A 23,781-nucleotide genomic window follows, 5' to 3' on the forward strand; every position below is an offset into this window, starting at 1 on the left:
GAGGGGAGAATAAATATGTAAACGGCGGTTTTGCTTGGGGAGGATATTCAATTCTTATATAGTTATCCTAATAGCATAGAACTGTCTCAAACAAAACTATTCATTTGAGGTGCTATTGATTATTTTCACATTTGGCCAGTTTTCTTTTAAGAGTGAAATGAATTTCTCCTCTTCTTGTGGTACGAAAGGTGTTACTGAGTCGAATAAATTATAATGAATTTCTATTTGCTGTCTTGTCCAATTTTCTGAACGAAGCTTTTTACCAGAGTATTTAATGTGGCGTATATCTTCAAATGGAATTTCAGTACGGAGTATGAAACCATGTTTAACAACAAGGGCAGATTCCGTTATTTTGTAATGAGAAAAATAGAAAGAAGAGAGATTCACGATATTTAAGAGCATCATGAGAGTGAAAAAAATAGAATTATCATTTTGAAAGAATAGGGAAATGAAAAAAACAACTAAAAACAATGAGATTAAAATGATATGAAATGGATTTTTTTTCGCTTTAAATTTCAAGTGAGTCACCTCGGTATACCAGTTATTAAAATAATTAAATCACAATATTGTAATGAAACGTAAAAATATGCAACATTACATATTTTTACGTTTCATTATTCGTGTAAACTTTTTTTGATGGGGTAAATTTAAATGAAGTTTTACAAAAGTGGAGTTGCATAAAATGATTTGCAGAAAAAGCATTAAAGTAATAGTCATAATTTGTTGTATGATGATGATTAGTGGTTGTTCAAATAGATTCGTTGAGGATGGAAATCGAAAACATGTATTTGTACAAGCAAGTAAAGTTTTAGTAGAGGTTGTTTATAAAATATATAAAAGGTAAAAGGTGTTTCCATATACGGAAACACCTTTTTGGTAGTTAAAATTGAATGCTGGAAGGGCCTTGAATAGTAGTCATGTTTTGTTTCACATCCCATAATAATTAGTTTGTTAAAATACATTCGTTTTTCGGTGTGATAAGTCCTATTTATCATAGTTAGATAAACATTTTTATAAAAGTTTGTAAAATAGGTAAACGAAACATTGAAACGTTTACTTTTTATATGTTAAGATGATGAAGTGATAATAAACGTTATTGTAATTTGTTTGTTTTTAAATAAACATTTTGAAGGAGTGTTTAGTATGAGTGATATATCAGAGAAGTTTTGGGATGCGTCGGTAGAGGAATTGAAGAAAGGGTATGTATTTGACGAGGTAGCAGAGGAGTATATTTGTTTAGCTTGTGGAGAAACGTTTATTAAAGGGGTTATTTATCAAGAAAATCAAGTTTTGTATGAAGCAGAGAAGTTTGTACAGTTGCATATTCAAAATGAGCATACGTCTATGTTTGAATATTTATTAAATCTTGATAAGAAGTTTACAGGTTTAACTGATTTGCAAAAGAAAATGGTTCAGTTTTTCCATATGGGACTTAACGATAAAGAGATTGTAAAAGAAATGGACGGCGGGAGCACGTCGACGATTCGCAATCATCGATTTACATTGCGAGAGAAAATGAAGCAAGCGAAAGTATTTTTAGCGTTAATGGAATTGTCAGAAGAAAAATCAAAAGTTCAAACTAAATTTGTACCGATTCATAGAACAGCTACGATGGTGGATGATCGATACAATATTACAGAGGAAGAAAATGCTGAAGTTTTAACAACGCATTTTACAGAAGGTTTGGATGGACCGCTTTCTAAATTTCCGAAAAAGCAAAAGCGTAAATTAATTATATTACGTCATTTAGTGAAGAAATTCGATAGTAATAAAAAGTATACTGAAAAAGAAGTAAATACAGTTTTAGAAAATATATATCCGGATTTTGTCACTTTGAGAAGATATTTAATCGAATATGGTTTTTTAGATAGAACAGCTGATGGAAGCCAATATTGGGTGAAGTTATAAGAATGAAGAGAAGAAAATGAATAGATGCACATAATAAAAATAACTATACAAAGAGATAGAGGATTACAGATACGAAAAATATGTTAAAGTTCTATGATGAATTTGAAAATAGTGAGTGGAAGAAGCATTTACTTTAACGAGCAAACAGTATAGAAATGGTTGGCACAATTACCACTATTTGAGCACGGATTTTAAATAAAAGGAGAAATGAAATTTGAAACCACCTACAGATAACAATAAAGAAGGTGTAGAGTCACAGAAGTCAGAAACGGAACATAAGCCGATATGGAAATCGATGTCCATGTTTTTAGTACCGTTACTTTTAAGTAATGTATTACAGTCAGTTGGACAGTTATTTGGAATGGTAGTAGTAGGAAGATGGCTTGGCGTAAATGATCTGGCAGCTATATCGGCATTCTTCCCGTTATTTTTCCTGCTCGTTTCATTTGTAATTGGAATTGGTTCTGGTAGTTCAATTTTAATTGGTCAGGCATTTGGTGCTAAAAATGAAGAGCGCTTAAAAGCTATCGTTGGTACGACGCTTACGTTTACTTTTATTATCGGAGTCGTGTTGGCGATAATAGGTAGTATTTTTGCGATGGATATTATGCGCCTTATGGGAACACCAGAAAATATTATTGAAATAAGTGTGCATTACGCAAGAATTTTATTTATATCTATGCCAGTATTATTTTTATATTTTGCATACACAACATTTATGAGAGGTACAGGAGATTCTAAAACGCCATTTTACTTTTTAATCGTTAGTACAGCGCTAAATATGATCTTATTACCAATTCTTATTTTTGGCTGGTTAGGAGCTCCGAAATTAGATGTTTACGGAGCAGCCTATGCTTCAGTTATATCTACAGTTATTACGTTTATTGTCATGCTATTGTATTTAAAGAAGAAAAATCATCCACTGCAATTAGACGCTACAGTAAGAAAATATCTTCGTATGGACTGGGAGTTATTAAAGTTATTATTACGACTTGGTATTCCAGCGAGTATTAATATGATATTAGTTTCATTATCAGAAATTGCGGTAATCGCATTTGTGAATCGCTATGGATCAGATGCAACAGCGGCGTATGGTGTTGTGAACCAAGTTGCAAGTTATGTACAAATGCCAGCAGTTAGCCTCGGCATTACCGTATCAATTTTTGCAGCGCAATCAATTGGTGCAAACCAATTTGATCGATTACAGAAAGTTGTTAAGGCCGGAATTATCATGAATTATATCATTGGTGGTGTATTAATATCGCTTATTTACTTATTCTCAAGAGATATTTTAGCACTATTTTTGACAAGTCAAACTACAATTGAAATTGCTCATAGCTTAGTTATGATTACTTTATGGAGTTACTTAATTTTCGGTCATGCACAAATTATTAGTGCGACAATGCGAGCAAGTGGTACAGTACTTTGGCCAACTGTGATTGGTGTTGTATCAATCTGGCTTGTTGAAGTACCTGTAGCGTATTATCTTTCTTATCATACGAGCCTTGGTATAGAAGGAATATGGGTTGGGTATCCAGCGGCATTCATCGTCAGCTTAATATTACAGTATGCATATTATAAGCTTTCATGGCAGAAGAAACGAATTACAAGATTAGTGAGTTAAAAGATAAAAATGTCCCTAAGCCTATATACTTAGGGACATTTTTTGTTAATGAATGCTTATAAATAACTTTTTAAAGTTATGTCAAAATGTTGTCTAATGAGTTTTCCATTATCCATATAAAACTCCCAAGCTGTATCTGGCTCACCGATAATTTCAAATGAACCTTCTGTAATATATAAAGCGCAATTATCTTCTAATGCAATGCCTTCTATATTACCTTGGTGAGTTTGTAAAAACGTATGGAAGGCATTCATTCTATTTAATTGATTGTAATGGGGGCAAAATCTTTTATTAACAATACTCCAGCCACTACTTTCTATATAACCGGAACCTTCATAATCTGAACGAATGCTAGATGTGAACCAGCACATCGCACCGGTACTATATCCTGCAATAAGTGTTCCGCGTTTTAAAGCAAATAGTAACTTTTCATCTAGTTTATGTTCTTTCCATTGTTCAAGCATATGAACGTAATTCCCACCGCCAAGATAAATTAAATCGGCAGAATGAATCATCTCATCTATTTCATATTTAGTAGGTGTTTCGGTTATAAAGCGTAAAATTTGAACCTCACAATGTAATCGCTTTTCAAACGTTTCTAAAAATAACTTTATATATCCTTCATCATCACGACTAGCTGTTGGAATGAATAATACTTTTGGGTATTGTTTATTTGTTAATTCTATAAGTCGTTCATTAATATGCAAGTGATTTGGATCTTGTAAATCACCGCCACCAATGACAGCTAATTTCATAGTAAAGCACCACCTAATAATATTTGTTATGTAAAAATTCGATAGCGGGGAGTTACATTCCTTCTGTGATTTAATGAATAAGGGTAAATAAAGTGAACAATATATTGAAATAGCATAAGGAGTCGATGGCTGTGGATAGAAAGGAATTAGAAGCAGTTTATCCCGCTATTTGCGGGCAGTAAGACTCCTGCCTCAAAATTCGGCTGGAGCAAAGCAGTTAGGTGGAAGCCCTGCTGCCCGTAAACGCCCGATTGGTGTGGGCTAATAATCAGTGGGGGATGAACAAAACCCCCACTGATTAAAGTTTCACTTTATTGATATATAATACTGGATAATATTGTTTCAAAGTATGGAAACAATATGTTTAAATGAATATAACGACGTACTAATTAATATTGAAAGAGTGTTTATATTTAAAAAGTACGGGGAATACCAGAGGTTTTACAAAAGTGGTTTTTACTTTTTATAGGAAATTACTTCATAATATGGTAAAATTATATTAATATATTTATTAGCGTAGAATGAAAAGAGGGAGCGTGAAAGAGTGGATTTTCGATTTGAGTTTGCAGCGAAGATGAAAGAATATTTAGATGATGAAAAAGATGAAAAAATAATCAAAGATGGACACAGAGATATAATTTTTAAATATTTATATCCGTTAGAGAGTGAAATTGGCATTTTTAAAAATCCTAACTTTACTTTTTTTGCATCAGGAAGACGTTCACATATAGTATTAGAAAATATTGAATTTAAAACAGAAGTAAACGTAGAAAGTAATATAATTGAAATTACAAAAATAGTGGATAATGTGGTAATTCCATTAGATACTATCGTAGCAAAAGATCGGGAATTATTTGCACTCGGGCGTAATGAGAAATTTAGTGCGCAAATATTAGAATATTATCTCTATGATACATTTGGAGAGAAGTTAGGCTTACAATGAATTGAACGCGGTACAGATAACTAATTAGTGGAGATTAGGATCCATTTAAGTATCAGTTAATATCATTTATGTTTGACCTTCTATATATTTTATACTACAATCTGTAGTGTGAAAGGGGCCATACGATGTTTACTCAAAACTACAAGTTAAATGAGCAAGGGTTAAATCACTTTTTCGGACCGCTTGAAGCAAAAATAATGGAAATTGTTTGGGCTACTGAGGGTATTACCATTAAAGATGTGCAACAGAAATTAAGTGAAGAATCCCCGGTGAATTTTAATACTGTAATGACAGTTATGAACAGATTAGTAGAGAAAGCACATTTAGAAAAGCATATCGTGAAAAGAAGTGGTATGTATCGTGCTACACAAACGAAAGAAGCATTTTTATCTAATCAAACGAAGAAAATGACACAGGAATTAATGGGTGAATTTGGAGATCTTGTTGTGAACCATATGATAGATGAGTTAGAACAAGCTGATCCATCTTTAATAAAAAAATTAGAAGAGAAATTAAGTCAGCTAAAAAAAGAGGACAGATAAAATGAAGTGGCAAATGCGTAAAATCGTTTTGTTAGCAGTGACTATTAGTGTTCTTTTTTTTAGTATGTTAGTATACTACGTCACATACCCATTTCTTTTTCAAAATAAAGCATTTTTTCTTTCCCAATTTTGTTTATTTGAATTGCAACAACATATGAGAGAACTGTCAACACTCCGCATTATGATAGCCGGATTACTGTTATTTACTGTAATCATTATAAGTAAAAGAATTTGGAAGCAGTTTTTTTATAGTAAAAAATTGAAAAGAAATCTCGTGTCTATTACTAGAAAAGGAAAGCAAGTGTACGTATTATCAACGTTACAGATTACGGCATTTACAATTGGATTATTTCGACCGAAAATTGTCATTTCAGAAGGAATGTTTCAGGCGTTTTCAGAGGAAGAAATTGATGCGATTGTATTACATGAGGAATATCATCAAAAAAATCGAGATCCATTAAAGTTATTTTTCTTTACATTGTTAGCTGAAGGAATGATGTATATTCCTATATTAAAAGGAATGCTGCAGCGTTATCAAGTGTATCAGGAGCTATCAGCTGATAAATATGCGATGCAAAAAATGAAATCTTCATTTGAGCTAGGTAGTGCATTATTAAAGTTAATTAAAATAAAGACGATGGAAAATCAATGTATTACAGCTTCGTTTGCGAAAACTGCAATTAATTTAAGGATTGAGCAAGTGTTGAATGAGAAAGTTGTTAAGCTGAATATACCATTACATACGAATTCAGTATATGTAACGTTAGGGCTATTTTGTATGTCGATTATACTTATTGTTGGAGAGTGCATATAGCCTCTTTTTTTTTAATAGTTAACACTACGATTTGTAGTGTTTTTAGGAGGAATAAAATGAATGCGGCGGATTTAACAATTTGGCTAGTAGTAGGGGCGGGGATACTTTCTTTTATATCACCATGTTCTTTACCGCTATATCCATCTTATTTATCATATATTACAGGCGTTTCTATTCAAGATTTAAAAGAAAATCGTGGAATTATGCAAAAGTCAGCGATTATACATACAGTATTTTTTATGATCGGTTTCTCGGTTATTTTTTATGCGTTAGGTTTATCAGTAAGCTGGATTGGGATCACTTTTTCATCTAATCAAAGGCTAATTCAGCAAATTGGTGGGATATTTATTATTTTGATGGGGCTATTTATGACTGGAGTGATTCAGCCTAAGTGGCTTATGGCAGAGAAAAAAGTACAATATAGAAGTAAATCGACAGGATATATTCGCTCAGTTTTGGTCGGCATGACATATGCAGCAGGATGGACACCGTGTGTTGGACCGATATTTTCTGCAGTGCTTATGCTCGGTGCGACCAATCCTGAAAGTGCGCTTCTGTATATTACAGCGTACACCCTTGGATTTGCAGTTCCGTTTTTCGTGATGGCATTTTTTATTGGAAAGGTAAAATGGATTGTTACATATGCCAATGTCATGATGAAAATTGGCGGTGGAATGATGATACTAACAGGGGTTTTATTATATACAAATCAAATGACGAAAATTACAGCATTCTTTATTCGTATATTTGGTGGATTTACAGGATTTTAGAAATGAGGAGGAAGAAAAGTGAAGAAACTAATTGCTATTATACTGGCCGGGGCACTAATTTGGGCAGGGGTTAATTTTTATAATACAAAGAAAGAAGAAAAAGAAAGAAAAGCGAAACAAGCGGAGTTACAAGAAAAAGAAGTATTGCCACAAGTGGGATTTAAAGCACCAAACATAACATTAAAAGGATTGGACGGGAAGCTGTATTCGTTAAATGATGCAAAGGGAAAACCATATGTTATTAATTTTTGGGCATCGTGGTGTGGCCCATGTGAAATGGAGGCTCCTGACTTAGTTCGTTTGTATGATAAGTATAAAAAGGATGTTGAAATCTTTGCGGTAAATGCAACAATCGGGGATCCAGTACAAGAAGCGAGCGCATTCGCAGATCGCCACGGATTTAAATTTCCAGTTCTATTAGATATGGACGGAGTAGCTGGATTAGATTATAAAGTATTCTCTTTACCAACGACATTTTTTGTTAATAAAGATGGAATTATTGTAGATCAGGCACGAGGTGTATTACCTCCAGATCAATTAGAAGAGAAGTTTAAGAAAATAATTGAGAATTAAGAGGGGATTTCATAGTGATGGAGTGGATGGTGAGGTTACAACCCGTTTCTCTTATAATAGGAAGTCTATTTGGATTTACTCTGATGAAACTAAGGATGAAAAAGCAAAATATTCAATATGAAAAAATGATGGATGCAGTAACGAATGGTCTTCTCATCATTGTATTAGTATGGAAATTCGCACCGGCAATTTTAAATCCAGTATGGGCCATTGGGGCGCCGGTGCAAGCATTATTAGCTGTAGGAAGTATTCAACATATTATAGTAGGTTTTATTATGGCTAGTATATACATTGTTTGGAAAAGTAAAAAAGAGCAATTTTCTCTTCGAATTTTACTTGATACATTGCCCTTTGGATTGTGTGTGAGTATTATCTTTTATTTTCTATTCCATCAAGAAGTAGGTATACAAACGACACTCCCATGGGGGATGAAAATATATGAATCAAAATTTTTGTATCATCCTATTTTCATGTATGAGATTATACTCGCACTCGGTATAATTGGCTCGTTATGGATTAAAAATGAAAGAGTAGGGAATGGAAAGAATATAAGCTTTTTTCTCATTTGCGAGGGAATTGCTCATATCATTATTTCGCTTATTAGTGAACAAAATTCAGTTCTATTTGGTCTTTCAATACAGCAAATACTCAGTTTTTTTGTTATTAGTTTAGGGATTTTGTTAGTACCAAAAAAATAAAAATAACCATGTACGGAGAGCATCCATGCATGGTTATTTTTTTATCATCACATGAATTAAAAAATTGGCGGAGTAACAGAGAATAAAACAATCGCATTTTTATCGAATTGATTTACCCATTTATGTTTTAAATAAGCTGGTATTTTTACGCTATCACCAGTTTCTAATGTGTATTCTTCTTCATTTAAGTGCAATGTGATTTTCCCGTCTAATACAAATGCTAATTCTTCTCCTTTATGTTCTAGAACATTTTCTGATGAAGCAGTATTCGGTGGGATAGTCATAATTGCTGTTGCTAAATTTCCTGTGAAATCAGGTGATAACAATTCATATGATAAATTATCGATAATCATTTTTTTTCTTTTATTAGAACGTACGATTAAATCGTCTGTATTAGTTTCTTCAAGTAAAAAACTAAATGTTGGAACATCAAGAGCTTTTGCGAGTACCTTTAATGTTTGAATGGAAGGGTTAGCAGAACCATGTTCAATTTGACTAAGCATTGATGGTGTGATTTCGGCCATCTTTGCTAGTTCTTTACTAGTTAATCCTTTTTCTTTTCTTTGTTTTTCAATTTTTTTACCGATATCTATATTTTCCATAATAAATGCTCCTTAATAATTATTAAATTATATTTAAGTAAATTAAATTAAAATTAACTGAAACTGAATTTTATGTTAAACTATATTAAAATTAATTATAATTTATTATATGGCTAGCTACAAGAATATGAGGAGGAAGAGAAATGAAGGGGATAGAGGCATTAAAAGAGCGATACCCACTATTAAACAACCTTATTGCAACGGAAGAAGTATTTTGGATGAATCCGAATACAGAAAAGTATGAAACGGCAATAAAAGGTTCGCCGCTTAATGAAGAAAATGTAAAAGATGCGGAAGAGAGATTAAAGCGCTTCGCACCATATATTGCGAAAGTTTTTCCTGAAACGAAAGAAACGAGCGGAATTATAGAATCTCCTTTAGTAAAAATACCTTCTATGAAACAATCTTTAGAGAAAAATTACGAGCAACCTATATGGGGAGAATTATTATTAAAGTGTGATAGTCATCTTCCGATATCAGGATCAATAAAGGCAAGAGGCGGAATATACGAAGTGTTGAAACATGCAGAGCAATTAGCATGGCAGCATGGAATGTTAACAGAGAAAGATGATTATTCAATTTTAGATAGTGATAGATTTAGAGGTTTTTTCGCGAAGTATTCAATTGCAGTAGGTTCGACAGGAAACTTAGGACTGAGCATTGGGATTATGAGTGCAAAACTAGGATTTAATGTAACTGTTCATATGTCAGCAGATGCGAAACAATGGAAAAAAGATTTATTAAGAAGTAAAGGTGTAAATGTTATTGAATATGAAGCGGATTATAGTAAAGCAGTAGAAGAAGGAAGACTGCAAGCAGATGCAGATCCTAGCTGCTATTTTGTTGATGATGAAAACTCACATGATTTATTTTTAGGATACGCAGTAGCAGCGTCGCGTTTACAAAAACAATTAGAAGAGTTAGAGATTGCAGTAGATGAAGAACACCCTTTATTCGTTTATCTTCCGTGCGGAGTCGGTGGTGGGCCTGGCGGAGTAGCATTCGGCTTAAAGTTATTGTATAAAGACAATGTGCATTGTTTCTTTGCTGAGCCTACGAACTCTCCGTGTATGCTACTCGGCTTAATGACTGGACTTCATGATAAAATTGCCGTTCAAGATATCGGGATTGATAATGTAACAGATGCGGATGGACTTGCGGTAGGAAGACCCTCTGGATTTGTCGGTAAAACGATGGAACCATTTTTGAGTGGAAATTACACAGTAAGTGATGAAGAGTTATATAGATTATTAAAAGAACTGGCTGATACTGAAAATGTTTATTTAGAGCCTTCTGCGTTAGCAGGTATGATAGGGCCATTGAATGTATGTAAAGCTGAAAATGAGTATTTACAAAAATATAGGTTAACAGAAAAGGTGAAGAATGGTACTCATATTGTGTGGGGAACTGGCGGTAGTATGGTTCCAGAAGACGTGATGAGTGGTTATTATAAAAAAGGTTCGGAATTAACGAAAGCAGAGTAAGGAAGAATGAGGCGATTTAAAGCCTCATTTTTTCATGTACATAAAAATCTTTGTTATTTTCACATTAGTTCTTTATAGTATAGTTATAAAGGATTATTCATATCGATTAAATATAATAAAAAAGCGTTATTTTACATAATAAGAGGATGTGTGTATACGATGTCATTACAGACAAAATATATAGCGGGTATTTCGCTTGGGGTTATGGGCGTAGGTTTTGCGGCTTCGATCCCTTTTCAAGGAACGGTAGCTGGGGAGATTATTCAAGGGGGATTTGAAGCGGGGTTAGTTGGTGGACTTGCGGATTGGTTTGCGGTTACAGCTTTATTCCGTCATCCGTTGGGAATCCCAATTCCGCATACAGCATTATTACCTAAAAATCGTAAGCGGGTAACAAAGGGGCTCGTTTCTACGTTAGAAAATGAATGGCTGACGAAAGAAAGTATTACAAGTAAAGTAAAAGAAATGCAGCTAGCACAAATGGTACTGGAAATTGCTGAGAAAGAGTTACAGTCTGACGCTGTGAAAAAAGGAATTGTAACAATTGCTGAGAAAGCGATTCTTCAAATAGATACGGAAAAATTAGCAGTTATTATTGAAAAAGAATTAAAAACGTATTTGCATACAATTAACACAAGCAACATATTACAAGTTCTCGTGGATCAATTAGTTGTGCAAGAATATGATGAAAAAACACTTGATTACATATTAGTAAAAGTGAAAGATTGGACAGCTCAAGATGAAGCACGTTATCAGCTAGGAAGCTTAGGTATGAAGGCGATGGAAAACATAAAAGTAGATGGATTTTTACAGTTTACTTTGAAATCATTTATGAATATTGTAGATGAAGATAAAATTGGAGGCATTTTGCAAAAGTTTATTATTAGCAATATTAACAGCTTGCAAGATGCTGATAATAGCACAAGACAACTTATATTAGCGAAGATTCGTCAAGAAATTATAAATGTAAAAGAAAATGAATCTTTATTACAGGAATTAGAGAATTGGAAAGAAAAATGGATTACCAATTGGGATGCTACTGACAAAATAAAAGAGATGCTTGAGCAAGTACAACAAAGGGCAGTTACCTTTGTGAAGAATGAAGAATTTGCCGATAAATATGTTGTTCCATTCTTACAAACACAAATGAATAAAATAAAAGAAGATGAACTGACTGTTCAAAAAATAGAAGATTGGTTACAAAAACAAGTTGTTACTATTGTTGAAAAAAATCATTCGAAAATTGGAAAGCTTGTGCAAGAAAACCTTGATAAGTTAGATGATAAAACATTAATCGAAATGATTGAAAATAATGTCGGGAAAGATTTGCAGTGGATTCGTGTGAACGGGGCTGTTTGTGGCTTTATGATTGGATTAGTTTTAGAAGGAATAAAAGCGATTATATGAGAGAAACCTTCCACAATTGTGGAAGGTTTCTTATTTTTCGATAATACTCATATTTATATTATAAGCTTTCTCGATATTTAATTTGTACGTCCCATTTCCTGTTTTTATCGAGTTTTTATACCAATGTTCTTGCGCATTTAATTCTGGATTTTCTTCTGAAGAATTATTTTCTTTTTTCGTTAAATCTTCTACTTGTTCCCAAGGTGTGTTTCCGTGAGTTTCTTTTTTGTTTGTTATGGCGATTAAAGATACATCACTTTCTTTTGCTAAATGAACAGATACATTTGAACTTTCTTGTACAAACCAATTATTTTGTAATTGACCTGGATAAAGTGATAGTTCGTTATTTGAAGCACGAATTTCTACATTTTTATTTTGCGGAAGAACGAGCGTTGGTTTCACCTGTGGTGCTGAGTTAAATAACGTATGCTGAACCGGTAATGATTTTAAAGTTATATACATCGTTTCTCCAGCTGTTTGAACTGAAAGGAAATCCTCTCGTTTTAAATTGAGTTTTTCATTTGCTTTCGTCGTCATTTCATATGTTCCAAGAAGGTGAATTTGATTTGTATTATTTCCCTCTATTGTTAGAGGGTGATGCCCCGCATCCACTACGATTTTTTTGATAGATTCAGGTATATCAAGTTGTCCGTCTGGAATATTACTCGTTTGCCTAGTTGTATTAATAGAATGACGAACTTCGTCTAGTAATCCAGTAGATAATAAACAGTAAAAAGCAATTCCAACGCTTCCTAAAACTCCGATAAAGAAAATACTAAAAATATCATATTTAATAAATGATTGTTCCTTCTTAGAAAATAGAAGGTATAGTAAAATTTCAGCGCCAAGTATAATAAGTAAAACAGGCCACCATGCTGTTAATGTATCCAATACTTGAGTGCCTTTAATGACTGAAAATAGTAAGAAACAACCTAATGTAATAATGGAAAGCCCCATTGAGAATGTTCCAACGCGCCATGTTCTCATTCGTTTGTACCACCTTTGTTTTCTTTATTTCCAAGTAACAATTTAAAGCCGCCACCAATTAAAAGGAGAGCAACGATAGATGTTTGGAAATAGTGATAATATAGTTCGCTAAGATGAATATTAAATATAGTTACAAAATAATCATTCAAAATAGGAAGGACTGTTTGATCTAATAAATAATAACCACCTAATGCAATTAATCCGATACCGATCCATCTTTGATGATTTATAAAATAGTCGATGATAGGTTCGTCATGAACTCGTTCTTTTCCGTATTTTGCTGTTTGCTGTAATGTGTCAAAAAAGCTATAAAACCAAATGATTGGTACTAAAAATAAAAACGCAGAAAGTCTTAATAAATCAAGTAAATAAATAGATAGTAAAAAGGCTGCCATAAGCTGAAGGCCACGGCGTTGTAAGCCTAAATACATATGTCCTGCTCCAGGAAACATCGCTAAAATAGAAGCGAATGTTTTACTTTTCTTTCCTTGTTCACGGTGCTCTTCAAATTCTTCAAAAATAGTACGATCAACTAATTGCTCGCCGCGTTCTTTTTTCTGTAGTTGTTGAACAACGTCGAAGAAGTTATAAATCCATAAAACAGGTAGTATAACGAGAAAGATAAGAAAACTTCCTTGAGATGTTAAGAGTGCAACGAATATAATCATGCTTCCTATCCCTGTACAAGCTACTAAAAATGTAAGGCCTCGCTGCATAAGTCCTAATTGGAAATGTCCAAGTCCAGGAATGATGGATAAGAGAATGATATAAAATCGTTCGCTATCTTTAGAGGACTCTGTAAATTGTCCGGCTGCTTGTTTTTTCGATTGATTTATAATAGTGAAAATTAAATCAATTAAGTTGATTACCCATAACATTGCTAGTAAAAATAAAGAAAGAAAAGCAATATCGCGCGCTCCTAATGCTATTGTACAAAATGCTGCAAAGATAAATAGAAATAAAGATCCACCGCTATATAAAATAAACCGTCCGAATCTCTTTAAATATAAATGTCCAAGCCCAGGAATTAGCCCTAATACAAGTGCTAAAAAGGGATTTTTATTCATGCTTTAAACCTCCGTCCTTTTTTGATGTGTGCACTGTTTTGTTTACAAGTTGTTGTGAGATAGAAGTCTCATTGTGTTTCGACGATTTTTCGAAATTTGATGTCGCTGTGAAAATATAATGGAATAAACCACTTACCATAAAAATGATTGTAGCCGCAGTCGCAATTATGTAATGAATGATCGTACGCTTTAGCTGGTTTGATTTCATATTTTCATTAAGCTGTAACGTTTCAAAATTAATTTGCGCCATAACTTCGTTTGTAAATGAATCATCATTTATCATTGGAAGGTTTTCGTTTTGTTCGTCAATACTTTCCATATAAAGTGCTAAACAATGATCACATTCATAAAGATGTTCTTCCATAGATTCACGTTCATTGTTTGATATAATGTCTAATGTATAATTGCACCAATCTTCTTTTGAGTAATGCATCATAAAAACTCTTCCTCCTTCCAATGTTTTTTGATCCACTTTCTTGCCCGATACAGCTTCATTTCGACTGTTTTCACTTCAATGTTTTCCTGTAAAGCAATTTCTTGATAGCTTTTTTCTTCTAAGTAATGTGCGAGAACGACGTCACGGTAATTTTCGGGTAGTTCTCTTAGCTTTTGAGCAATGAGTAATTTTTGCTCTTTCGTCAATAATAAAGCCTCAATATTATGAGAGGATTTTATATTTTCTTCAGTTTCTTTACATAAGGAGAGTTCTTCGTTTTCTCTAGCTTTTTTCCTCTTATAATCAATAGCGTGATTGGTAGCAATACGTGCCATCCACGTTTTTAATCCGCGAAATTGATAATTAGGGAGAGAGGTGTGAATTTTTACGAATACTTCTTGTGTAACATCTTTAGCATCTTCTTCATGTCTTAAAATAGAAAATATAACTTGGAAAATATAATGACGATACGTTTGTACAAGGATGCGAAAAGCATGCTCACTTCCTTGCTGTGCCTTTTCAATTAATTGTTTTTCCTCAATCGCTTTCTCCCTCCTTTTTGACGCATTCTATTATATAGACGTAAGAAACGATAAGTCACCCTACACATGTTATAAAAAAAGAATAATATATTTTTTGTTAAGGGGCTATATGAAAAAGGTGTGAAAAAATGGTAAAGAGAAGTATATAATGAGCAAGAAGGAAATGTTACACAGAGAAAGGATGTGAATGTTAGTAGGGGAAGGGCCATACTAACAAACATGAAAATTAAAATATTAATAGCCGATGATAATTCTTTTATTAGAGAAGGCATGAAAATCATTTTAAATACATACGAAGAGTTCGAAGTGTTAGATACTGTAAATGATGGAAAAGAGGCTGTAGCGTATTGTAAAAAGCATGAAGTTGATATTGCCCTTTTAGATGTTCGTATGCCAAACATGAACGGGGTAGAGGCGACGAAGTTAATTTGTGAAGAGACAAAAACGAAGCCTCTCATTTTAACGACATTTGATGATGATGAATATATTTTGGACGCAGTAAAAAACGGAGCGAAAGGTTATTTATTAAAAAATAATGATCCGGAGCGTATTCGTGATGCAATAAAAGGCGTATATAACGGCCAAACTGTCATGCAAGATGTAGTGCTTGATAAAATTAAGTCTAATTTAATGGAAAGTAAAGAGGAAGAATCTAAAATTGATAAGAGTCTTTTTACAGAAAGAGAGCTTAGTATTATCGCACTAATTGCGAAAGGGTTCTCAAATAAAGAAATTTCGAAGCAACTTTTCATATCTGAAGGAACGATAGCAAATTATATTACATCAGTTTTAGGGAAAACTGGACTAGAACATCGCACGCAAATTGCGATTTATTACTTAACAGGGAAAGTAGATTAATGTTATGGAATTTTGGTTAACTGTAAGTAAATTAATTGTATTTATATATATTGTGTTTAGTTACATTCACTCAAATGTTGCAAACTTACCATGGTTTATATTTACGCTACTTATATATCTTTCTGTAAACGTAATGATCTCTATATTAAAAAACGATACGTATAAAAGGGTTTTAATTTGCGTGTCAATTGGTGTAGTAATTTTATTTACATGGAAGGTGCATCCATTTTTTATTTTGTTTTTACCTTTGAACTTATACGAAATTACATCAAATTATATAGAGAGGAAATGGCAGCTCTTTTTCATTATGATGCTTCCTATTACTTTTACAAATGAAAGTATTCAAATGACATATGGATTAATTGTTGCATTTTCTTTTCTCATTTTAACTATGGCAAATCGCTACATCGCTCGTGTATTAAAGCTTGAATCACAAAATGATAAGATGCGAAAAGATATGCAGCGACTGACGAAAAGCTTACATGAAAATAAAGAGTACATAAGGCAATCGGAGTACACATTTAAGTTAGAAGAGAGAAATCGGTTATCACAAGAAATTCATGATAAAATTGGTCACTCGATGACGGGTGCACTTATTCAAATGGAAGCAGCGAAGAGACTGATGGAAATAGATAAAGTAAAATCTGCGGAGTTATTACAAAATGCAATTCATATTTCGAAAGATGGAATTGAAAGCATTCGGATTACATTAAAAAATATGAAGCCACCAACAGAGCAAATTGGCATTCACCGCATGAAATTATTCATAGAGGAATTTGCCGGTAAGCATGATGTGAACATTCCTTTCGTATATAAAGGTAACTTAGATATGATCTCTCCAATTCAGTGGAAGATTATCGGTGAAAATGTTACGGAGGCACTAACAAATACGATGAAATACGCTGATGCGACAGTCATTTCAATAGATATTCATGTACTTAATAAGATGATCAAAGTACAAGTGAAGGATAATGGAAAAGGTGCAGCTCTTGTTAAAAAAGGCCTCGGCATTATGGGGATGGAGGAGAGAACAGCGTCTGTAAACGGGAAAATTATTGTAGATGGTACAAGTGGTTTTTCAGTAACAATGTTGTTGCCGATATAGTAAGGCATGATGAGGATGAATCATCTCATATGAAAAAAGTGAATATTCTCATGTGAAAAGAATGAACTTCTGCACTGAGCAGGTTCATTCTTTTTGTTTATAATAAAGTGAAACTTCAATCAGTGGGGGTTTTGTTTTTCCACGCTGATTGTTAGTTGAACCAATCGGGCATTTTTACGGGCAGTTGATCTCCCACCTAACTTCTTTGCACCAGCTGAATTTTGAGGTGGGAGTCTTACTGACCGTTAATGCGGGATAACAGCAGAGAAACCGAAATAGGGGTGAAATGATGAATACATTGGAAATTAAAAATTTAACGAAAAAATTTGGTGACTTCATCGCGGTAGATAATATGTCTTTATCTATTAAAGAAGGAGAAATATTTGGATTTTTAGGATCGAACGGTGCTGGTAAGAGTACAACGATAAATATGATTGCTGGATTGTTAAGAAGTAATGAAGGTGAAATCAGCATACTAGGAAAAAATATAAAGAAACATAATCGATTTGCGAAGATGAACATCGGTATTGTTCCGCAAGATATTGCGATTTATGAAGAGCTAACTGCCTATGAAAATGTGAAATTCTTTGCCGGATTGTACGGATTAAGAGGCGCTGAACTAAAAGCGAGAGTAGAGGAAGCACTTCAATTTGTGGGGCTTAGCGATAAGCATAAAAGTTATCCGAAAAACTTTTCTGGCGGAATGAAAAGAAGATTGAATATAGCTTGTGCAATTGCCCATAGACCAAAGCTAATTATTATGGATGAGCCGACAGTTGGAATTGATCCGCAGTCAAGAAACTATATTCTCCAGTCTGTCCGGAAATTAAATGAAATGGGAAGCACAATCATTTATACAAGTCACTACATGGAAGAAGTAGAAGAGATTTGTACGAAAATAGCAATTGTAGATCACGGTAAAGTGATTGCAGAAGGAACGAAAGAACAGTTAAAAGCGATTATTACAGATACGAAAGATATTTGGATTGAAGTGAAGTCAGTAGAAAATTTAGACGTAGAAAAATTAAAAGAGATAAACGGTGTGAAAGCTGTTCAAATTGAAGAGAGCGTAATTAAAGTGAATTCTGATGCAGGATTAAATAATTTAAATAAAATTATTCAACACTTTATTAATCATGACATTGAAATTCGTTCGTTAGAGGAGCAGGCTCCGAACTTAGAAACTGTATTCCTTACGTTGACTGGAAGAAACTTACGAGATAAATAAAAGGTAAATGAAGAAAAGGTAAAGGGAGGTTCATCAATTGAACATCTTTAATATTGCAGTGATGCACATTAAAAGAGATTTCAGGGACGTAAGAACTTTAGTTTTTATGTTAGCATTTCCGATTGTGCTTATGCTTGTGTTAGGAACAGCGTTAAGTAACGCATTTAATAGCGATAGTCAATCGATTAAGGATATACAAGTGCTATATAAAGATGAAGCGAGTAGCACATTTTCTCAATCATTTGAAGCATTTACGAAAGAAGTCGATAAATCAGGTATTCACTTTAAGAAAATTTCCGGAGGTATAGATGGGAAAGAAGAAGTGAAGCAAAATAAATATGCTGCATATGTAGAGTTAAATAAGGATGGTGCGAAATTTTACGGAAGCGACAGAAGTAGTATTGAGGGAAGTATTGTTGAAGGAATGCTTACAACATTTGTTGATAAGTACAACGTAGCGGCCGAAGTTGCAAAAGTAGATCCGAGTAAGGTTAGCGCAGTTATTTCAAACGGAAATCATAATGATTATATTAAAGAAACATCTTTACAAGCTGCTAAAAAACCAGGTTCTATGGATTACTATGCAGTTGTAATGACAACGATGATAGCACTGTATGCTGCGATGGGAGCGAGTTTTTTAATTCGAGGAGAACGAATACGTAAAACAGGAGATCGTCTCATTGCGGCACCTATAAGTAAAGCTGAAATTTTCATTGGGAAAGTGCTAGGTAGTCTTGTAGCGAATGCACTTTGTTTACTACTTGTCGTTTTATTTAGTAAATTTGTTTTTCAAGCGAATTGGGGCGACCATCTTGGAATCATATTTATTATTTTACTAACAGAAGTCTTTCTAGCAATTAGCTTCGGTTTAGGGATTGGATATATTACAAAAACAGGTGAATCATCTAGAGCAATTATTATGGTAGTTGTGCAATTAGCTTCTATTTTTGGGGGTGCATATTTCATAGTGGAAGAAAATGTCGTAACGAATTTATCACCATTAACGTGGGCGAATACAGCCATTATGAAAATTATTTATGCAAATGACATAGGGGCGGCGCTTCCGGTAATATCTTTAAACCTAGGAATTTCAGCACTCTTTTTATTAATTGCGATTATTGCATTACGTAGACGGGAGGGGCTATAGTATGAAAGACATTTTATGGCTCATACAAAAAACGTTATCTGTACTTCTGAAAAATAAAAAAGGGTTACTCATTATTATTAGCTTGCCGATAATAGGAACACTCATCTCCTTTTCGATATACGGAAATGTAGGGCAAGGAACGTTAAATATCGGGGTTATAAATAAAGAAAATCAGCCAATAGCAAATGATACAGTAAAATTTTTAGAAGGATTAAATCATGTAAATGTAAGTAAAGTGAAGGAGTCTGAAGTAGAAGATAAACTTACTTCAAAAAAACTTGATGGTGTTATTACATTAGATTCTGGTTTTTCCGAAAGTGTTCGAGAAGGGAAACCGAGTCATATTGAGATTTCATCGATTAAAGGCGATCAAGTAACGGGGTTTATAAAATCATATTTATATAACTATGTTGATAATATTGCCGCAATTAGTAAAGTGGCAGGGACGGATCAAAGTACGTTTGATAATATGTATGCAGGGTATCAAAAAAGTTCATTTAAAGTAAAGACTGAGACACTTGAAGATACTTCGAAAAATAAGGATATGACAAATCAAACTATGGGTTACCTGATCATGTTTATGCTATTTTCAGCAGTGAACTTATCAGGATTTATCTTAAAAGAAAAAGAGAATAGAACGTACTTTAGATTATTATCAACGCCGATAGATGGGAAGAAATTTATATTATCTAATGTTGCAGTAAATATGATGATATTAACAGTACAAATTGTCATTGCAGTATTATTTATGACGAATGTTTTTCACACAAATATAAATATGCCTTTCATAGTGATGATTGGTGTACTCATGCTATTTGCTTTAATAGCAATTGGTTTGTCATTAGTCATTGTGTCTTTTTCGAAAAGTTCAACTGCTTCAAATGCAATGCAAAATATAGTTATCGTACCAACATGTTTGCTTGCTGGATGTTATTTTCCATATGATATTATGCCGAAAGCGGTACAAAAGGTAGCTAATTTTCTTCCGCAGCGTTGGTTACTAGACACAATTTCAAAATTACAGCAAGGAATTCCGTTTTCTGAGTTGTATTTAAACATTTTAATTTTATTCGCTTTCGCGATAGCATTCTTCTTAATTGCTATTTATAAGTTTGGAAGAAATAATGATGCGAGGAATTTTGTTTAATGAGAAAAGGTGTGGCGTAATGCCACGCCTTTTTTGTTCGTAATTTAGAGTATCTTTTGTAATATAGGAATGCTTTTATAGAGCACTTCATTATGTGAAGCACACATAACATATTTATTGCCAACTAAAAGAAAAACGCTATGCACAACAGCCTTACCATCACCATGTTTTGTTAGTATATCACCGACGACGTTTCCATCTGCCCATTCCAGTTTTGAATGTGAAGGGACGACTTGTAAATATTGAATTGTTTCCACTCCATCTCCTGCAATGAGTGTAGTTTCAATATTTCTTTTCTCTATAACAAATCTATTTTCATTTAATGTATCGAGGAAGGGGTTTTTCGTTTGCATCTTACTATAAGGAAGAAATGTAATAGAAGAGCCGGATCTTATAAATAAATAATTTCCGTAATCTTTACAAGGAATAACATCTTGTAATCCTGGAAAGTAAAGGTGGATCGCTTCGACTGGATTCATTTTATACAAGGTACTTAAGTAGTGTACGTACTGTTCCATATAGGAATGAACGATATTTATTTTAGAAGAGGCATGGACAGGGAGACTACCTCCAGTCCAATAACTATAATTGGGAGGAGATCCAGCGCTTGGTGTACAGAGTATAATAAGCTGCTCCACATCATTTTCATATTCTTCATTTTGAACGTAAGAACGTGCAAGAAGTCCGCCCAAACTATGACAAACTAAATTTAGTTTATCGCAACCTGTAAATTCTTTAACATAAGCAATCGTTTTTAATAAGTATTTTTGAGTAGAAAAAACAATACGCTGACGCCAGTCATAAAAACAGATAAACAAGTTTTGATTTCGTTTATATCCGATACTTTCTAACATCATGATGAATGGCTCATAAACAAACGCAGAAAGCCCAAAGTTCCAATTACCGGTACCAGGAATAATAATATTACTCATTGAACCGAAAAGACCTGGGATAAAAATAATAGGAGTTTTTCCTCTTTTCATATGCTTCTCTCCTTTAACTTTTTAACAGCCCATAAAAAGTAAGAAAGACATTTCGTATGAAAAAAAAAATTAATGAAACACTACGAAATAGTAAGTAATATGAGCGGAAGGAAATCAAAATGATTAAAAAAATATTGCGAGTTACTTCTATTATTATTGCTATTTTCGTTTTTATTTTAATTTGGATGCATATCGATGTTACTTTAGGCAGGAAAATGGAAGCTGGGAAAAATATGCCGATAGAGTATGCACCTCATTATAGTGACTTTCAATTATATGTAGAAGGGAAGTCGTTTTATAAACAGTTGTTTACTGATATAAGGGAAGCGAAAAGTTCCATTTACACTTACTTTTTCATTTTGTCGGATGATAAAAGTAGCCATACTTTTTTAAACTTATTAAAAGCGAAGGCGAAAGAAGGAGTAAACGTATATTTATCGGTTGATTTAATTAATGATTTATCATTTGAAAGAAAGATGAAAAAAGAATTACAGGAAAGTGGTGTTCATTTTACATACAGTAGAAAACAAGAATTGCCATTCGGATTTTATTCACTTCACCATCGTAATCATCGCCGCATTACGACGATTGATGGGGAAATTGGCTATACGGGTGGCTTTAATATAGGAGATGAATATTTAGGGCAAGATAAGAAATTTGGATACTGGCGTGATTATCATGTACGACTCAGAGGAGAAGGAGCGAAAGATTTAGAAGAGCAGTTTTCCTTAGATTGGAAACGAGATACGAAAGAAGATATAAAAAGGAGTACGAATAAGGCTAGCAAAGGAAATACGCTACATACTATGACAAGTTATAACGGGCATTATGTTGCTCAAAAATATATAGCGTTAATAAAACAAGCGAAGCATTCGATTGTAATTACAACGCCTTATTTTATAGCTCCAAATAAAGCATTAATGAATGCTTTATTTGGAGCGCAAAAGCGTGGTGTTACAGTAAAAATACTTTGGTCATATAAACCGGATATTCCTCTTATTAAAGAGGCAGCATATCCTTATATACGTGAAGCTGTTAAAAACGGGATTACTGTGTATGGCTATAAAAAAGGGATGTTTCATGGAAAGTTAATGCTGATTGATAATGAATTAACTGTTATCGGTACAACGAACATAACTGCTCGTAGCTTCTACATAAATGATGAGATGAATTTGTATATTCACGGTGGACCTATCATAGCGCAAGTGAATGAGGCGTTAACGCAAGACATTGATGATTCGAAAGAGATGACAGAAACATTTTTTGACAACTTATCTTTCTGGGAGCGTTGTAAGGAGAAAGTAGTTGGGTGGGTTGATTTTTATTTATGATGATTAATGAGGAAAGGGTGTCTACAAAAGACACCCTTTTGTTGATGGGAAAAATTATTATTCATGCACAAGCATCGAAGCATCATCATTAATCAATGTCCCTACATGTTCTCCTAAACATATTTTCTTCATTACTCCAGGCTCATCAAAGTTAAATACATGTGCCGGCAAATTGTAGTCCCGAGCAAGTAATAAAGCCGCTTGATCCATTACTTGTATGTTTTGCCTAACAACATCGTTATAGTTCAGTTTTTTATACATTTTCGCTGATTTATCATATTTTGGATCACTGGTAAAGACACCATCTACCCCTTGTTTTGCGACTAAAATGGCGTCACTATTCATTTCAATGGCTCTTTGTACACTTGGATAATCTGTTGTAACGAATGGTTGCCCGTTACCACCACCGAAAATGACAACATAACCGTTATCTAAATGATGTACTGCTCTGAGGCGAATATAAGGTTCGGCTACTGCATTAAATGGGATGGAAGTCATAACGCGTACTTCTTTCTTTGTTTTACTTGTTAGAACGCCGCGAAGCATTAAGCTGTTAATTATTGTACCTAAAGTACCAATATTATCAGCTTCCACACGGTCAATTCCCCATTCCTCAGCTAGATGGCCTCTAAAAATGTTACCGCCGCCAATGACGATGGAGACCTCGATACCTAAATCAACAATCGATAAAATTTCATTTGCAATATGTTCTAATCGTTTGGAGTTAAAGCTATTTCCCGATTGATCGGCAAGTGCTCCGCCGCTTAATTTAATTAAGACACGTTTATATGGCTTCATAACAATTCCCCCTATATAGATTGCAATAAAAA

Annotated in this window: 26 protein-coding genes; 17 read left to right on the forward strand and 9 right to left on the reverse strand. The window is 33.6% G+C overall.

What is annotated here, in order from left to right:
* Window positions 1–96 precede the first annotated feature (96 nt).
* Entirely contained in the window at window positions 97–519 is a 423-nt protein-coding gene (locus tag NSQ47_RS03485) for a PH domain-containing protein (protein WP_341036124.1), read from the reverse strand.
* Between the two features lie 163 nt (window positions 520–682).
* On the opposite strand from NSQ47_RS03485, the gene NSQ47_RS03490 reads away from it, so the two are divergent.
* The 3 genes from NSQ47_RS03490 (at window position 683) to NSQ47_RS03500 (ending at window position 3,532) form a co-directional block, all read left to right on the forward strand.
* Window positions 683–844 carry a hypothetical protein gene (locus NSQ47_RS03490; protein WP_002158431.1) on the forward strand — a complete coding sequence of 54 codons (162 nt, stop codon included), beginning with the start codon at window positions 683–685 and terminating at the stop codon, window positions 842–844.
* A 299-nt stretch (window positions 845–1,143) separates the two neighbouring features.
* Window positions 1,144–1,908, forward strand: a complete 765-nt coding sequence (locus NSQ47_RS03495; protein WP_002158430.1) for a DUF2087 domain-containing protein — start codon at window positions 1,144–1,146, stop codon at window positions 1,906–1,908.
* 214 nt (window positions 1,909–2,122) lie between these two features.
* Window positions 2,123–3,532 (forward strand): MATE family efflux transporter, encoded by a 1,410-nt coding sequence (locus NSQ47_RS03500; protein ID WP_204207874.1) that lies wholly within the window; start codon window positions 2,123–2,125, stop codon window positions 3,530–3,532.
* Between the two features lie 56 nt (window positions 3,533–3,588).
* Here NSQ47_RS03500 and NSQ47_RS03505 read toward each other — a convergent pair whose 3' ends face one another.
* The gene (locus NSQ47_RS03505; protein WP_341036126.1) at window positions 3,589–4,287 is read right to left on the reverse strand and encodes a peptidase E; all 699 of its coding nucleotides are present in this window, start codon (window positions 4,285–4,287) and stop codon (window positions 3,589–3,591) included.
* A gap of 544 nt (window positions 4,288–4,831) precedes the next feature.
* Between NSQ47_RS03505 and NSQ47_RS03510 the strand changes: the two genes are divergently transcribed.
* The 6 genes from NSQ47_RS03510 (at window position 4,832) to NSQ47_RS03535 (ending at window position 8,627) form a co-directional block, all read left to right on the forward strand.
* Window positions 4,832–5,230, forward strand: a complete 399-nt coding sequence (locus NSQ47_RS03510) for a DUF3942 family protein (protein WP_341036128.1) — start codon at window positions 4,832–4,834, stop codon at window positions 5,228–5,230.
* Between the two features lie 125 nt (window positions 5,231–5,355).
* Window positions 5,356–5,772, forward strand: a complete 417-nt coding sequence (locus NSQ47_RS03515) for a BlaI/MecI/CopY family transcriptional regulator (protein ID WP_341036129.1) — start codon at window positions 5,356–5,358, stop codon at window positions 5,770–5,772.
* Between the two features lies 1 nt (window position 5,773).
* Complete coding sequence (locus NSQ47_RS03520; RefSeq protein ID WP_341036130.1) at window positions 5,774–6,586, forward strand: M56 family metallopeptidase; 813 nt, start codon at window positions 5,774–5,776, stop codon at window positions 6,584–6,586.
* Between the two features lie 56 nt (window positions 6,587–6,642).
* Window positions 6,643–7,356, forward strand: coding sequence for a cytochrome c-type biogenesis protein CcdA (gene ccdA, locus NSQ47_RS03525; RefSeq protein ID WP_002202478.1), 714 nt, complete (start codon window positions 6,643–6,645; stop codon window positions 7,354–7,356).
* 18 nt (window positions 7,357–7,374) lie between these two features.
* A complete protein-coding gene (locus NSQ47_RS03530; RefSeq protein ID WP_002200976.1) occupies window positions 7,375–7,929 on the forward strand; it encodes a TlpA family protein disulfide reductase in 555 nt (184 codons plus the stop codon).
* A gap of 14 nt (window positions 7,930–7,943) precedes the next feature.
* Window positions 7,944–8,627 carry a prolipoprotein diacylglyceryl transferase family protein gene (locus NSQ47_RS03535; RefSeq protein ID WP_141558660.1) on the forward strand — a complete coding sequence of 228 codons (684 nt, stop codon included), beginning with the start codon at window positions 7,944–7,946 and terminating at the stop codon, window positions 8,625–8,627.
* Between the two features lie 56 nt (window positions 8,628–8,683).
* On the opposite strand, the gene NSQ47_RS03540 is transcribed toward NSQ47_RS03535, so the two are convergent.
* Window positions 8,684–9,229 (reverse strand): helix-turn-helix domain-containing protein, encoded by a 546-nt coding sequence (locus NSQ47_RS03540; protein ID WP_078180905.1) that lies wholly within the window; start codon window positions 9,227–9,229, stop codon window positions 8,684–8,686.
* Window positions 9,230–9,372: 143 nt separating this feature from the next.
* On the opposite strand from NSQ47_RS03540, the gene NSQ47_RS03545 reads away from it, so the two are divergent.
* Together NSQ47_RS03545 and NSQ47_RS03550 are read left to right on the forward strand one after the other, a co-directional pair.
* Entirely contained in the window at window positions 9,373–10,713 is a 1,341-nt protein-coding gene (locus tag NSQ47_RS03545) for a D-serine ammonia-lyase (protein WP_341036131.1), read from the forward strand.
* Between the two features lie 159 nt (window positions 10,714–10,872).
* A complete protein-coding gene (locus tag NSQ47_RS03550) occupies window positions 10,873–12,120 on the forward strand; it encodes a DUF445 domain-containing protein (RefSeq protein WP_002158418.1) in 1,248 nt (415 codons plus the stop codon).
* 30 nt (window positions 12,121–12,150) lie between these two features.
* On the opposite strand, the gene exsE is transcribed toward NSQ47_RS03550, so the two are convergent.
* From exsE to NSQ47_RS03570, 4 genes are read right to left on the reverse strand one after another with little or no spacing between them, the layout of a single operon-like run.
* Window positions 12,151–13,107, reverse strand: a complete 957-nt coding sequence (gene exsE / locus NSQ47_RS03555) for an exosporium protein ExsE (protein WP_341036132.1) — start codon at window positions 13,105–13,107, stop codon at window positions 12,151–12,153.
* Window positions 13,104–14,174: a hypothetical protein gene (locus NSQ47_RS03560; RefSeq protein WP_088078271.1), complete on the reverse strand. Its 1,071-nt coding sequence runs from the start codon at window positions 14,172–14,174 to the stop codon at window positions 13,104–13,106. Before NSQ47_RS03560 ends, exsE begins: the two co-directional genes overlap by 4 nt.
* Window positions 14,167–14,610, reverse strand: coding sequence for a hypothetical protein (locus NSQ47_RS03565; protein ID WP_002158414.1), 444 nt, complete (start codon window positions 14,608–14,610; stop codon window positions 14,167–14,169). Before NSQ47_RS03565 ends, NSQ47_RS03560 begins: the two co-directional genes overlap by 8 nt.
* The gene (locus NSQ47_RS03570) at window positions 14,607–15,152 is read right to left on the reverse strand and encodes an RNA polymerase sigma factor (protein ID WP_306292138.1); all 546 of its coding nucleotides are present in this window, start codon (window positions 15,150–15,152) and stop codon (window positions 14,607–14,609) included. The genes NSQ47_RS03565 and NSQ47_RS03570 overlap by 4 nt, the downstream gene beginning before the upstream one ends.
* Before the next feature lie 219 nt (window positions 15,153–15,371).
* Between NSQ47_RS03570 and NSQ47_RS03575 the strand changes: the two genes are divergently transcribed.
* The 5 genes from NSQ47_RS03575 to NSQ47_RS03595 all read left to right on the forward strand — a co-directional run bounded on the left by NSQ47_RS03575 (window position 15,372) and on the right by NSQ47_RS03595 (window position 20,637).
* A complete protein-coding gene (locus NSQ47_RS03575; RefSeq protein ID WP_002064723.1) occupies window positions 15,372–16,010 on the forward strand; it encodes a response regulator transcription factor in 639 nt (212 codons plus the stop codon).
* Window positions 16,011–16,014: 4 nt separating this feature from the next.
* The gene (locus NSQ47_RS03580; protein ID WP_002158412.1) at window positions 16,015–17,115 is read left to right on the forward strand and encodes a sensor histidine kinase; all 1,101 of its coding nucleotides are present in this window, start codon (window positions 16,015–16,017) and stop codon (window positions 17,113–17,115) included.
* Window positions 17,116–17,404: 289 nt separating this feature from the next.
* Window positions 17,405–18,343: an ABC transporter ATP-binding protein gene (locus NSQ47_RS03585; RefSeq protein WP_002158411.1), complete on the forward strand. Its 939-nt coding sequence runs from the start codon at window positions 17,405–17,407 to the stop codon at window positions 18,341–18,343.
* A gap of 37 nt (window positions 18,344–18,380) precedes the next feature.
* Window positions 18,381–19,490 carry an ABC transporter permease gene (locus tag NSQ47_RS03590; RefSeq protein ID WP_002202470.1) on the forward strand — a complete coding sequence of 370 codons (1,110 nt, stop codon included), beginning with the start codon at window positions 18,381–18,383 and terminating at the stop codon, window positions 19,488–19,490.
* A 1-nt stretch (window position 19,491) separates the two neighbouring features.
* Window positions 19,492–20,637 (forward strand): ABC transporter permease, encoded by a 1,146-nt coding sequence (locus NSQ47_RS03595; RefSeq protein ID WP_341036133.1) that lies wholly within the window; start codon window positions 19,492–19,494, stop codon window positions 20,635–20,637.
* A 44-nt stretch (window positions 20,638–20,681) separates the two neighbouring features.
* On the opposite strand, the gene NSQ47_RS03600 is transcribed toward NSQ47_RS03595, so the two are convergent.
* Window positions 20,682–21,620 (reverse strand): esterase/lipase family protein, encoded by a 939-nt coding sequence (locus NSQ47_RS03600; RefSeq protein ID WP_341036135.1) that lies wholly within the window; start codon window positions 21,618–21,620, stop codon window positions 20,682–20,684.
* Window positions 21,621–21,739: 119 nt separating this feature from the next.
* Here NSQ47_RS03600 and cls point away from each other — a divergent pair, with 119 nt between their 5' ends.
* Complete coding sequence (gene cls, locus NSQ47_RS03605) at window positions 21,740–22,951, forward strand: cardiolipin synthase (RefSeq protein WP_341036137.1); 1,212 nt, start codon at window positions 21,740–21,742, stop codon at window positions 22,949–22,951.
* Window positions 22,952–23,008: 57 nt separating this feature from the next.
* On the opposite strand, the gene pyrH is transcribed toward cls, so the two are convergent.
* On the reverse strand, window positions 23,009–23,749 hold the full coding sequence (gene pyrH, locus NSQ47_RS03610) for a UMP kinase (protein ID WP_002158406.1): 741 nt from the start codon (window positions 23,747–23,749) through the stop codon (window positions 23,009–23,011).
* Window positions 23,750–23,781: the final 32 nt, after the last annotated feature.

This window comes from Bacillus sp. FSL R10-2780 (assembly GCF_038006125.1).
Lineage (GTDB): Bacteria > Bacillota > Bacilli > Bacillales > Bacillaceae_G > Bacillus_A > Bacillus_A cereus_U.